Below are 11,923 nucleotides of genomic sequence, written 5' to 3' on the forward strand. Positions count from 1 at the left end.
GCAGCCAGCGTCTCAGGCGCCGGCGACGCGCCGCTCAGGGGTCTGGTCGTATGCCGTGTGCTCGCCGTCGGCGTACTCCGTGTCGGCGTCGCCGACCAGGTCAGCCGCGGTCGGGGCGGGACGGGTGACCCGCGCCTTCATCGTGTAGGTCGGGCGCGGCACCGGCACCGGGTCCCAGGTCAGCGGGATGTCGTCCTCGTCCACCAGCGGGCGGGCCGGCACGAGTGATTGGCTGGGCTCGACGGTCGTCGACGCGACCGCCGCGGGCTCGGGCGTGGCGGGCTGGCGCCGGCCGGTCTCGATCGCCTGCACGTCGTAGAGCTCGTCGCGCTGCTTCGCGGGAGCGGCCTCGGGCGTCGGAGCCAAGATCTTCTCGTCGTTCGAGGTGGACGCGCCCGGGTGCCCCGACGTGTTGACCTCGACCCGACCGGCAGCAGGAGCAACGGGGGCCGCAGGACGAGGCGCAGGGCGCACGGACCGCCGGGCAGCGAGCCGGGCCCGGCGCTCGGCCTGCACCGTGGCACGCGACCAGGTGAGCGCGCCGCCCACGGCCACGACCGGCACGGCGATCGCGGCGAGCGGCACGAGGGCCATCGCCACCAGGGGGGCGACGACGAGCACCGTGGCGAGCGCGCCGAGCATGATGACGGCCCGGGTGCGCCGGGCCGTCGAGGGCGTGCGCCGTGGTGCGGACGGCGTGGGTGTCTCGGTGACCGCGGCGGCTGGCGACTTCGAGGCGGCCGGCGGCTCCGGGGCGGACGGCGTGTTGACGGCCCGCTTCACCAGCACCTGGGGGCGGGCCACACGGGCCGGCGTCACGGCATACGAACGCGGCTGGGGCGTGGACAGGTCGGAGGCGGGCAGCGGGCTGCGCCGCTCGAGGACGCGCATCGACTCGGAGAACTGGTCGACGGAGCGCGCGGTCGCGAGGTGCTCGCGGCGCCGGACCCAGTACTGCACGAAATAGGCAGCCCAGACCGCGATGATGACGAGGAAGACGAGACTGCTGGGCTGCACGGATACGACGTTAGGTGTCCGTGGAGGATGCGCCGGGGACGTGGGGCGGTGTGTCGCCAATGTGACTGGTGTGATTGGTGTGGATTCGTTCGAGCAGGGATTCCCCCCGGAGGTCCTCGACGGTCAGCGCGAAGGTCCGGTGGTCGCGCCACGCCCCGTCGATGTGCAGGTATGCCGTCCGCACACCTTCGTCGCGAAAGCCCAGCTTGTGGACCACGGCCAGGCTGTTGGCGTTCTCGGGGCGGATGTTGACCTCGATGCGGTGCAGCCCCATCGCACCGAAGGCGTGGTCGCCCGCGAGCGCCAGGGCGGTGGGGGCGATGCCCCGCCCGGCGACCGCCTCGTCGACCCAGTAGCCCGCCGCCACCGACAGCAGCGAGCCGTAGGAGATGCCGAAGAGCACGAGCTGGCCGACCACCCGGCCCTCGAGCCGGATCGTGAAGGGGAGCATCCGGCCGGCGCGCGCCTCCGTGCGGTAGTGCCGGACCAGGGCCGGGAACGACACGTAGGTCGGCTCGGCCTCGGGTGACGTGGCGTCCCAGGGACCCAGCCAGTTCCGGTTGCGGCTGCGCACCTCGACCCACTCACCCCGGTCGCGGCGGCGCAGCGGGTCGAGCCGCAGCTGCTCCCCACCCGGGGTCTCACCCCGGAGCACGACCGGCCAGGTGCTCATCAGTGGTCGCCGCCGCGAATCTGCGAGAGCGCGTGCGGCAGGATCGCCTCGAGCACCCCCAACCCGTCGCGGACGCCGCCGGTCGACCCGGGCAGGTTGACCACCAGCGTGCTCCCGGCGACCCCGACCAGGCCGCGGGAGAGGGCCGCCGTGGGCACCCCCGCCGCGAGCCCGGCACCGCGGATCGCCTCGGCCAGCCCGGGCACCTCCCGGTCGAGCACCGCGCGGGTGGCTTCCGGGGTGCCGTCGGTGGGCGAGAGACCGGTGCCACCGGTGGTGATGACGACCTCGGGCTCGGCAGCCAACGCGGCCTGCAGCGCCTCCGTCACGTCGGGACCGTCGGGCACCACGAGGGGGTCGCCGACCTCGAAACCCCACTGCCGCAGCGTCTCGACGATGAGCGGGCCGCCCCGGTCGGGGTAGACCCCGCCGGCCGCGCGGGTCGAGCAGGTGATCACGATGGCGCGACCGGCCGATCCCGCACTCCCGCCACCGCCGACGCCACCACCTGTCTCGACGCCCATGCCGGCGTCGGCGACCGGCTCGCTCACGGCTCCTCCACCCAGTCGCCCGAGCGGCCGCCGGACTTCGCGGTGACCCGCACGTCGGTGATCCGCGCGTGCTTGTCGACGGCCTTGACCATGTCGATGAGGGCGAGGGCTGCGACCGAGACGGCGGTGAGGGCCTCCATCTCGATCCCGGTGCGGTCCGCGGTGCGGACCGTCGCGAGGACGTCGACCCCGTCGTCGGCGACGGACAGGTCGACCTCGACGGCGTGCACGGCGACCGGGTGGGCCAGCGGGATCAGCTCGGGCGTGCGCTTGACGGCCTGGATGCCGGCGATGCGGGCCACCGCGAGCGCGTCGCCCTTGGGGACGGTGCCGTCGCGCAGCGCCGCGACCGCAGCCGTCGAGAGCAGGACGCGACCGGCAGCCGAGGCCTGCCGGGCGGTGACCGCCTTGGCCGACACGTCGACCATGTGGGCGGTGCCGTCCGGGCGCACGTGGGTCAGGCCGGACGGCTGCCCGGCAGGGCCGCGGTGCTCCGGTTGTCCGGTCGTCACTGGCCCTCCCTCCCGAGCAGCGGCAGGCACATCAGCTCGTCACCGGCCGCGACCTCGGCGACGTCGGCGGGGACGACCGCGAGGGCGTCGGCGGCGGCCAGCGCGCCGAGCATGTGCGACCCCTGCCCACCGGCCAGCCGGGCCCGGTCGTCGTCGAGGACCACTCGCACGAACTCCATCTTGCCGGGCACCGACGTGAACGGCTCGGCCGCGACGGCGGGGACGTAGCCCGGCGGGTACGAAGGCTCGGGGCGACCGGCCATCGCGCGCAGCGCCGGGGCGACGAAGACGTGGAACGACACCAGCGCGCTGACCGGGTTGCCGGGGAGCGTGAACACCGGCACCTGCTCCTCGCCGAGCACCCCGAAGCCCTGCGGCATGCCCGGCCGCATCGCCACCTTGTCGAACTGCACCGTCCCGACCCGGGACAGCACCTCCTTCACGGTGTCGAACGCGCCCATCGAGACCCCGCCGGTCGTGATGATCACGTCGGCCCGGACGAGCTGGCCCTCGAGGGTGTCCATCAGGGTGCGCGCGTCATCGGGCACCCCACCGACGCGGAACGGGGTCGCCCCGACCGCGGTGACGGCAGCAGTCAGCATCACCGAGTTGGAGTCGACGATCTGGCCGAAGCCCGGCGTGCGACCCACCTCGACCAGCTCGTCGCCGGTCGAGACGACGACCACCCGCGGGCGCGGGACGACCCGCACGCGGGCGATGCCGGCCGCTGCGAGGAGCGCGATCTGACCCGGCCCCAGCAGGGTGCCGCGACGCAGCACGACGTTGCCGGCCTCGACGTCCTCGCCGGCCTCGCGCACGTGGGCGCCGGCCAGCCGCCGCTCCCGGATCGCCACCCGGACGACTCCGCCGTCGGTCGCCTCGACCGGCACCACGGCGTCGGCGCCGTGCGGCATCGGGGCCCCGGTCATGATCCGCATGGTCTGACCCTGCGCGAGCGACAGCGCCTGGGTGTTGCCGGCCGCGATGTCGTTGACCACGGGCAGGACGACCGGGTCCTCGGCGGTGGCCGTCGCGATGTCGGCGGCGTGCACGGCATACCCGTCCATCGCCGAGTTGGTGAAGCCGGGCAGCGAGCCGCGCGCCTCGACATCGGCGGCGAGGATGCACCCCTGGGCGTCGAGCACACCGAGCTCGAAGGGGCGGATCACCTTGACGGTGTTGAGGATCCGATCGAGATGCTGCTCGACGCTGATCACGGTGCGACCGTCTCGCGCGCGTCGAGGGTGCTGCCGTCGGGGATGCGGCGGGCTTCCTCTGCCTCGACGACCACGTCGCCCACGCAGCGCACCCCGGCGCCGAAGGTGACGTCGCCCCGGACGGCCAGCGAGGTGCACTCGACGAGTGACGGCGCGTCCTCGGGGAATCGCGCGTCGAAGTCGTCGATCAGCGTGTAGTGCTCGTCGAGGTCGACGCGGGGGTCGGGGCGGTCGGTCTGCGCGACCACCTCGTGACCGTCGCCGAAGCCGTAGAGGTCTGACCGCAGCAGCAGCAGCTCGTTGGTGGTCTTCACCGGGCGGAACCTGCGGCGGGGCACGTGCACCGCCCGGGACCCGTCGAACACCTCGATCGCCGTGCCCATCGCCGACTCGACCTGGATCACCGGGGTGGAGTCCTTGCGGCTGGGGTCGACGGTCTTGCGGTTGATGATGATCGGCAGCCCCAGCACGCCGTCTCGGGCCCGGAGCTGCTCGTGCAGCTCGTCGAGGTCGACCCACAGGTTGTTGGCGTGGAACAGCGCGTGCCGGTCGGTGTCCTCGAAGTACTGCTCGTCCTCGGGTGCCACCATCGCCCGCTCGCGCAGGACGACCCGGCCGTCGCTGCGCCTGACCGCGAGGTGCCCGCCCTTGCGGTCGTTGACGGTGCGCTCGCACACCTCGGAGACATAGGTGATCGACTCCCTGGCCATCCACGCCGGGATCGCCGGGTCGCAGGTAGCTCCCAGGTTGTCGGAGTTGGACAGGAAGGCGTAGCGGAAACCCTTGTCGCGCAAGGCTTGCAGCACTCCACTGGCCGCGAGCGCGACGTAGACGTCGCCGTGCCCGGGAGGACACCACTCGAGGTCGGGGTCGTCGGGCCAGGACACCGGCGTGAGGTCGTCGGCCCGGAGCTTGGGCTCGGCGTTCTGGAGGAAGTCGAGCGGCAGACCGTCGACCGGCAGGTCGTCGTAGGCGGCGAGCACCTCGAGAGACTGGTCGCGGGTGCGGAACGAGTTCATCAGCACCAGGGGCACCTGCACGCCGTGCTGCTCGCGCAGGGCCAGCACCTGTCGGGCCACGACGTCGAGGAAGGTCAGCCCGTCGCGGACCTCGAGCACCGACTTGGGCCCCGAGAGACCCATGCTGGTGCCGAGCCCGCCGTTGAGCTTCACCACTGCGGTGTGGGCCAGCGCCTCAGCGAGCTGGTCGGCGTCGGCCTCGAGGTCCTCGAGCCGGGGCACGTCGGTGAGCGGGTCGATGTCAGCCTCGGGGATCAGGCCGGTGTTGCCACCCTCGAGCTGCGCGTACGCGTCCTCGAAGACGTGCACCGCCAGCGGGTCGACACCCCGCTGTGTCATGCGCTCGACCGCCTGCGCCAGCCCGTCCTTGCTCATGACTCGCAGCCTAGTGGGACGATCTGGACGTGCCCCCGTCCGTGCCCCCGTCCGTGCCCCCGTCCGTGCCCCCGTCTACCAAGGCCGTGGTGCGGCAGCGGCTGCGCGGCCTGCGGCGCGAGCGCGTGCCGGGCCGGGACCGCGCGCGAGATGCCACCGAGCTGGAGCTCGCCGCCCTCGAGGTCGGGTATGCCGCCGGGCTGGGTCCGGGCGACTGGGTCGCCGCCTACGAGTCCACCTCGTCGGAGCCACCCACGGAGGCGCTGGTCGCCGCGTTGGTGGCGCGCGGCATACGGGTCATGGTGCCGGTGACGCTCGAGGACTGGGATCTGGACTGGCACGAGGTCTCGCCCGATCGCTCATCGGCCGACGCCGCCGCCGACGACTCCGGCATGGAGCTGTTGGGGCCGGAGGCGATCGGGCGTGCGGCGGTGGTCTTCGTCCCGGCGCACGGCGTGGACCGGTCCGGGACGCGGATCGGCCAGGGCAGGGGGTGCTACGACCGGGCGCTCCCCCTCACCGCGGCTCGGGTCGTCGCGGTCGTGCACCCGTGGGAGGTGCTCGACGAGCGGCTGCCGAGCGAGCCGCACGACCGCCGCGTCGACGCCGTGATCGCGGCCGGTCTCGGCGTCATCGACCTGACGTAGCTCTCGTCAGAAGGTGCACGCGGACTGCGACGCGTCCGGGTGCGCCCGCCACGAGATCAGGCACCCCGGCATCCCCGCCGGATTCGGGCGATCGGCCGAATTTCGCGGAGCGCTCAGCTGGTCGAGCCTGGGTTGAGGGTGAGCTCGTCGCCGCCGGCGTCGCGGACCGCCCTCTCGGTGAACGGCCAGTCGTAGAGCTCGTTGTTCACCCAGGCGTCGGTCTGGTCGCTGTAGTGCGCGCTGTAGGTGTGGCCACTGTTGCCGGTCTGGTTCACCCACCTGGACTTGTCGAGGTTCGACAGGTCCACCACCATCCGCATCGACGGCGCCCAGTCGACGTCGAAGGCCTTGTCGGAGTCCTTCTCGTCGAGCCCGACGCTGGCGTCCCAACCGTTCGCGTCGACGATGGCGGAGCCGCCCGGCATGTTGATCGGGCCGCGGTTGAACAGCATCCGCACGGGCCCGGGGATGTCGTCGCCGCCGAGGACCTGGTGGGTCAGCGTGAGCTGGTGCAGCCGGCCCCACTGCCAGTCGGCGGGATCCTTGCCGAGCTCCTTGGTGAGCTGCAGCCGCGCGGCCACCAGCGCACGGCGCAGGATCTCGGACTGTCCCTCGGCCACACCCGGTGTGAGCTTGTCGTCCCACCACGGCGACCCCTGCTTGGTCAGCAGGACGGTCATCGCGCGCATCCACTGGTCGCCACCGTCGGCGCGCAGGTCCTTGGGCAGCTCGTCGTTGAAGGTGAGGTTGAGCAGGTTGGACCACACCGCGTTGTAGTAGGCGGCGGCCGCGCCGGCCTCGCTGTCACCCACCGGGTTGGTGTAGTCCCAGCCGCGCAACAGGTCCTGCGCCTGCTTGGTGAAGTCGTCCCTGCCGAGGTCCACCTTGAGCAGCGCCTTGACCAGGGTCGGGGCGAACTGGCTGCGCGTGTCGCCCTGGATCGTCGACATCATCGCCGGCGTGATCTTCTGCTGCTTCTCGACCAGCGTGCGGATCCGCTGGCTGCGGTAGCCGTAGTCCCACTCGGTGGTGAGGAACGGCGTCCCGCTCTCGGTCACCGCCTGGTTGGCCGCGACGATGAAGCCCTCGGGCGGGTTGTAGGTGTGCGGCATCTGCTCGAACGGCACGTAGCCCTTCCAGTCCCACGACGACACCCAGCCCGGTCGGATCCAGAAGCCCGGCGGAGCCTCCATGTAGCGGCTGCGGACCGGGATCCGGCCCGGCGCCTGGTAGCCGATGTTGCCAGCGGTGTCGGCGTAGAGGAGGTTCTGCGACGGCACCGCGAAGGCCTTGGCCGCCTCGCGGAACTGGTCGAAGTTCTGCGCCGTGTTGAGCCCGAACACCGCGTCGGCGGTCTGGCTCACCTCGATGCCGGTCCACTGGAGCGCCACCTCGTAGGCCCCGGCGCTGGGCCGGCCGTTGACGGGTGGCCGGTCGCCCGCGTCCGCGACGTTCTCGATCGCGTCGGACAGGATCGGGCCGTGGACCGTGCTGCGGACCGTGATGGTCTGCTCGCCGCCGCCGCCGATCTTGATCGTCTCGGTGCGCATCGTCAGCGGCACCTGCTTGCCGTCGCGCAGGTAGGTGTTGCCCCGCACCTGCTCGAGGAAGAAGTCGCTGACGTCGGGGCCGAGGTTGGTGAAACCCCACGCGATCGACTGGTTGTGGCCGATCACGATCCCCGGCAGCCCGGAGAAGGAGTAGCCGGCCATGTCGAACGGACAGGAGCTGCCGACCGACCGGCAGTGCAGGCCGACCTGGTACCAGATGCCCGGGATCGAGACCCCGAGGTGGGGATCGTTGGCCAGCAACGGTTTCCCGGTGCTCGTGCGGTTGCCACCCACGACCCAGGAGTTCGAGCCGATGCCGTCTCCCCGGCCCATCGTGACGGGGACCGCGTCCAGCGCGCGCTGCACCACGGCATACGCACGCTCGGCCGCCGGGCCGGTCGCGGCGGCAAGCTCACCCTTGACGCCCTTGCCCTGCTTGGTGGCGTCCTGCTCGGCCGCGCCCTGCTTGCTCCCGCTGGGCGGCGCGACCGAGGGGACCGCGGAGTTGGCGTTGGAGGTGGTCGGCGACCAGTCCTGGGGCGAGAGGATCGGCTTGTTCGCGCCGTAGTCGTAGGGCGGGAACAGCTCGTTGATCTGGTTGATGGACATCGAGCCGGCGAGCCGGGCCCGCATCAGCTCGGCGCTGTAGTCACCGCGCAGGTCCCAGGCCATCGCCTTGAGCCAGGCGAGGGAGTCGGCGGGGGTCCAGTCCTCGACGCGGTAGCCCTTGACCTGCTGGCCGAGCACGACGTACTCGAGCGACATCTTGGCGGGGTCGCCCTGCTGCTTGATGTAGGCGTTGACCCCGTCGGCGTAGGCCTGGAGGTATCGGCGGGTCTCGGGCTTGAGGGTCGGCAGCTCGGCCTCGGCGACCCGACGCCAGCCCAGCGTCCGGATCACCCGGTCGGTCTCGAGCCCTCCTTCGCCGACCAGCTCGGACAGCCGCCCGGCGGTGATGTGACGGCGCAGGTCCATCTCGAAGAAGCGGTCCTGGGCGTGCACGAAGCCCTCGGCCTTGAACAGGTCGTCGGCGCTGTCGGCGTAGATCTGCGGGATGCCGCGGTCGTCGCGCAGCACCGTGACCTTGGCCGACAGCCCCGGCACCGTGATCTCCCCCGAGGTCGTCGGGAACGGACGGCGCACCCACGTGACCGCGAGGACAGCGACGATTCCGATGACGACGACGAGGAGAGCCGCCACGGCCAGTGAGATGCGGCGGGCGAGAATGGCGCGAGACACCCTGCGAGACTATCCGCACCACACCGAGGGAAAGGACGTGACGGGCCGTGCGCGCTGCGATCCTCCCGGGTGCGCTCGGTGGCGTGTTCCCGGGCGGTGTGCCGGGCGTGATCCCGGGGGCCGAGGCGTCCGAAGGCTTCACCCTCCACGACCTCACGCCCGCCCTGTTGGTGGGCTCGCTCGTCCTGCTGGTCTCGGTCGCGGCCGTGCGCCTGTCGCTGAAGTCGGGGCTCCCGTCGCTGCTGATCTACCTCGGGATCGGGCTGGCCATCGGCGAGGCCGGCCCGTTCATCGCGATCCGGTTCGACTCCAACGAGCTCACCCAGGTGCTCGGGTACGCCGCCCTGATCCTCATCCTCGGCGAAGGTGGGCTGAGCACGAGGTGGGACGGCATCCGCCGGTCGGTCGGCCCCGCGGCGGTGCTGTCGACCGTCGGCGTCATCGTGTCGGTGGCGGTGGTTGCGCTGGCCGCGCGGTTCGTGCTGCACCACGACTGGAACACCGCCCTTCTCATCGGCGCGATCCTGTCGTCGACCGACGCCGCCGCAGTCTTCTCGGTGTTGCGACGGGTGCCGCTCCCCCGGCGGATCACCGGGATGCTCGAGGCCGAGTCCGGGTTCAACGACGCGCCCGTGGTGATCCTCGTGACCGCGCTGGCGGTGCGGTCGGCGAACCCCGCGGAGGCCGAGGGATGGATCACCCTCGCGCTCAAGGCGGTGGCCGAGCTCGGCGCCGGTGCCGCCATCGGGCTGGCGATCGGGTGGGCCGGTGGGCAGTTCATGCGGCGCACCGCGTCCGGTTCGTCTGGCCTGTTCAGCATCGGGGTGGTCGCCCTCACGGTGCTCGCGTATGCCGCCGCGGCCAGCGTGCACGCCAGTGGCTTCCTCGCCTGTTACCTCGCGGCGCTGGTGCTCGGCAACCTCAAGCTCCCGCACGGGCCGGCCGTGCTCGGCCTGTCCACCGCGCTCGGGTGGCTGGCCCAGATCGGCCTGTTCGTGCTGCTGGGGCTGCTCGCGTCGCCCAGCCGGATGGGCGCCCAGGTCCTGCCGGCCATCGTCATCGGACTCGTGCTGCTGCTCGTGGCGCGGCCCCTGTCGGTGCTGGTGTCGGCCTCCCCCTTCGGGCTCGGTTGGCGCGACCAGGCGTTCCTGTCGTGGGCCGGGCTGCGCGGTGCCGTGCCCGTCGTGCTCGCCACCGTGCCCCTCACGGTCGGTGCCCGCAACGTCGACTGGATCTTCGAGCTCGTCTTCGTCCTCGTCGTGATCTTCACCCTCGTGCAGGCGCCGACCCTGCCGTGGGTCGCTCAGCGGCTCGGGATCGTGGAGGACTACCGCAGTCTCGACCTGGCCGTGGAGGCGACCCCCCTGGAGGAGCTGCGGGCCGAGCTCATGCAGGTGACCGTGGGTCCTGCCTCCAGGCTGCACGGTGTCGAGGTGTTCGAGCTGCGCCTGCCGGAGGGCGCCAACGTGACCCTCGTCGTGCGGGGCGGCAAGGGCTTCGTCCCCGAGAACAACACCGTCATCCGGCGCGGCGACCAGCTGCTCGTCGTGTCGACCGCCGAGGTGAAGGCGTTGGCCGAGAAGCGGGTCCGCTCGGTCAGCCAGCACGGCCGGCTCGCCGGCTGGCGCGACCAGGGCACCCGTCCGGGTGGTCGGAACCCCCGCACCGCCCGGCTGCGGGACGTCGGAGCACGCCTGCGTGCGGCGGCCGGGGCCCGCCCCGAGGTCAGCGACGGGAAGAAGTAGGCCTCCGGCGGCCTTATAGTTGGCAGTCGAACCACGACAGTGCCAGCGCCGCGACCCGTGCCCTGGCCGGAACCAGCTTTGGAGGAACCGTGCCGACGTACTCCTACGCCTGCACCGAGTGCGACCACCGCTTCGACGCCGTGCAGTCGTTCAGCGACGACTCCCTGACCGTCTGCCCCGAGTGCCAGGGCCGGCTGCGCAAGGTCTTCAACGCCGTGGGCGTCGTGTTCAAGGGTGGCGGCTTCTACCGCACCGACTCGCGCAGTGGCTCGTCGTCCTCGGTGCCGGCCGCGAGCTCCGGCGACTCGTCGTCGGCCTCGTCGTCGTCGTCCTCCGACTCCTCGGGCACGTCGTCGTCCGGATCGGCCAAGGCGAGCTCGTCCTCCGGCAAGGCCGACGGCTCCGCCGCCTGAGCGCAGGCCGCGAGCCCGCGGCATACGGCATCCGCCCGCCCTGTCCACAGGGCGGGCGTCGTCGTCCGCCCGCCCACAGGACCCGCTCGCGGGAGGTGCGCGGCCCGGGCGGCTGCGTAGGCTGGCGGCATGACCTCGACCCCTCGCGCCGACCTCGGCCTCATCGGCGGCTCCGGCTTCTACGAGTTCTTCGAGGCGGCCGAGCGGGTGAGCGTGACCACCCCGTTCGGCGACCCCAGCGACGACCTCGTCATCGGCGAGGTGGGCGGGCGCCGGGTGGCCTTCATCGCCCGGCACGGCCAGGGACACCGGTTCCCCCCGCACAGGGTCAACTACCGCGCGAACCTCTGGGCGCTGCGCTCCGTCGGCGTCCGTCAGGTGCTCGCGCCGTGCGCGGTGGGTTCGCTCGAGCCCAGGCTGGGACCCGGGACGATCGTGGTCCCCGACCAGGTGGTCGACCGCACCTGGGGTCGCGCGCACACCGTGTATGACGCCGAGGGCCCAGTCGTGCACGTCGGGTTCGCAGACCCCTACTGCCCGCGCGGACGGGCGATCGCCATCGAGTCCGCGTCAGCAGCCGGCAAGCCGGTCGCCGACACGGGGACGCTCGTGGTGGTCAACGGGCCGCGGTTCTCGTCCAAGGCCGAGTCCGCGTGGCACCAGCAGGCCGGGTGGACCGTGGTCGGGATGACCGGTATGCCCGAGGCCTCGATCGCGCGCGAGCTGGCGATGTGCTTCACCACCATCGCCCTGGTGACCGACCACGACGCCGGGGTGGACGGTGGCGAGGCGGTCACCCACGAGGAGGTGCTCGCCGTGTTCGCCAAGAACGTCGACGGGCTCAAGGAGATCCTTCGCTCGGCCCTGGGCGCGATGCCGGCCGACGAGCCTGACGACACCGCCTCGTGCGCCTGCCGTCGCAGCCTCGACGGGATCAGCCTGCCGTTCGAGCTGCCGGGCTGAGG

The 11,923-nt window shown here is 72.2% G+C and carries 11 protein-coding genes; 4 read left to right on the plus strand and 7 right to left on the minus strand.

The window, feature by feature from the left end; genetic code table 11:
- Nucleotides 1-12: 12 nt before the first annotated feature.
- From BLQ34_RS11495 to BLQ34_RS11520, 6 genes are read right to left on the minus strand one after another with little or no spacing between them, the layout of a single operon-like run.
- Nucleotides 13-1,017: a hypothetical protein gene (locus tag BLQ34_RS11495; RefSeq protein WP_091785492.1), complete on the minus strand. Its 1,005-nt coding sequence runs from the start codon at nucleotides 1,015-1,017 to the stop codon at nucleotides 13-15.
- 10 nt (nucleotides 1,018-1,027) lie between these two features.
- Nucleotides 1,028-1,690 (minus strand): GNAT family N-acetyltransferase, encoded by a 663-nt coding sequence (locus BLQ34_RS11500; protein WP_091785494.1) that lies wholly within the window; start codon nucleotides 1,688-1,690, stop codon nucleotides 1,028-1,030.
- Complete coding sequence (locus BLQ34_RS11505) at nucleotides 1,690-2,241, minus strand: MogA/MoaB family molybdenum cofactor biosynthesis protein (protein WP_407946363.1); 552 nt, start codon at nucleotides 2,239-2,241, stop codon at nucleotides 1,690-1,692. Before BLQ34_RS11505 ends, BLQ34_RS11500 begins: the two co-directional genes overlap by 1 nt.
- On the minus strand, nucleotides 2,238-2,753 hold the full coding sequence (gene moaC / locus BLQ34_RS11510; RefSeq protein WP_091785497.1) for a cyclic pyranopterin monophosphate synthase MoaC: 516 nt from the start codon (nucleotides 2,751-2,753) through the stop codon (nucleotides 2,238-2,240). Before moaC ends, BLQ34_RS11505 begins: the two co-directional genes overlap by 4 nt.
- A complete protein-coding gene (gene glp, locus BLQ34_RS11515) occupies nucleotides 2,750-3,970 on the minus strand; it encodes a molybdotransferase-like divisome protein Glp (protein ID WP_091785500.1) in 1,221 nt (406 codons plus the stop codon). Before glp ends, moaC begins: the two co-directional genes overlap by 4 nt.
- A complete protein-coding gene (locus BLQ34_RS11520; protein ID WP_091785503.1) occupies nucleotides 3,967-5,364 on the minus strand; it encodes a UTP--glucose-1-phosphate uridylyltransferase in 1,398 nt (465 codons plus the stop codon). The genes glp and BLQ34_RS11520 overlap by 4 nt, the downstream gene beginning before the upstream one ends.
- Nucleotides 5,365-5,393: 29 nt before the next feature.
- On the opposite strand from BLQ34_RS11520, the gene BLQ34_RS11525 reads away from it, so the two are divergent.
- Nucleotides 5,394-6,011, plus strand: a complete 618-nt coding sequence (locus BLQ34_RS11525; RefSeq protein WP_157693011.1) for a 5-formyltetrahydrofolate cyclo-ligase — start codon at nucleotides 5,394-5,396, stop codon at nucleotides 6,009-6,011.
- A 113-nt stretch (nucleotides 6,012-6,124) separates the two neighbouring features.
- Here BLQ34_RS11525 and BLQ34_RS11530 read toward each other — a convergent pair whose 3' ends face one another.
- On the minus strand, nucleotides 6,125-8,800 hold the full coding sequence (locus BLQ34_RS11530; RefSeq protein WP_172829393.1) for a penicillin acylase family protein: 2,676 nt from the start codon (nucleotides 8,798-8,800) through the stop codon (nucleotides 6,125-6,127).
- A 47-nt stretch (nucleotides 8,801-8,847) separates the two neighbouring features.
- Between BLQ34_RS11530 and BLQ34_RS11535 the strand changes: the two genes are divergently transcribed.
- The 3 genes from BLQ34_RS11535 to BLQ34_RS11545 all read left to right on the plus strand — a co-directional run bounded on the left by BLQ34_RS11535 (nucleotide 8,848) and on the right by BLQ34_RS11545 (nucleotide 11,921).
- Nucleotides 8,848-10,545 (plus strand): potassium/proton antiporter, encoded by a 1,698-nt coding sequence (locus tag BLQ34_RS11535; RefSeq protein WP_331712501.1) that lies wholly within the window; start codon nucleotides 8,848-8,850, stop codon nucleotides 10,543-10,545.
- Nucleotides 10,546-10,634: 89 nt separating this feature from the next.
- Entirely contained in the window at nucleotides 10,635-10,958 is a 324-nt protein-coding gene (locus BLQ34_RS11540; RefSeq protein WP_091785511.1) for an FmdB family zinc ribbon protein, read from the plus strand.
- A gap of 129 nt (nucleotides 10,959-11,087) precedes the next feature.
- Complete coding sequence (locus tag BLQ34_RS11545; RefSeq protein WP_091785519.1) at nucleotides 11,088-11,921, plus strand: S-methyl-5'-thioadenosine phosphorylase; 834 nt, start codon at nucleotides 11,088-11,090, stop codon at nucleotides 11,919-11,921.
- Nucleotides 11,922-11,923: the final 2 nt, after the last annotated feature.

Source organism: Pedococcus dokdonensis (assembly GCF_900104525.1).
Taxonomy (GTDB): Bacteria; Actinomycetota; Actinomycetes; order Actinomycetales; family Dermatophilaceae; genus Pedococcus; species Pedococcus dokdonensis.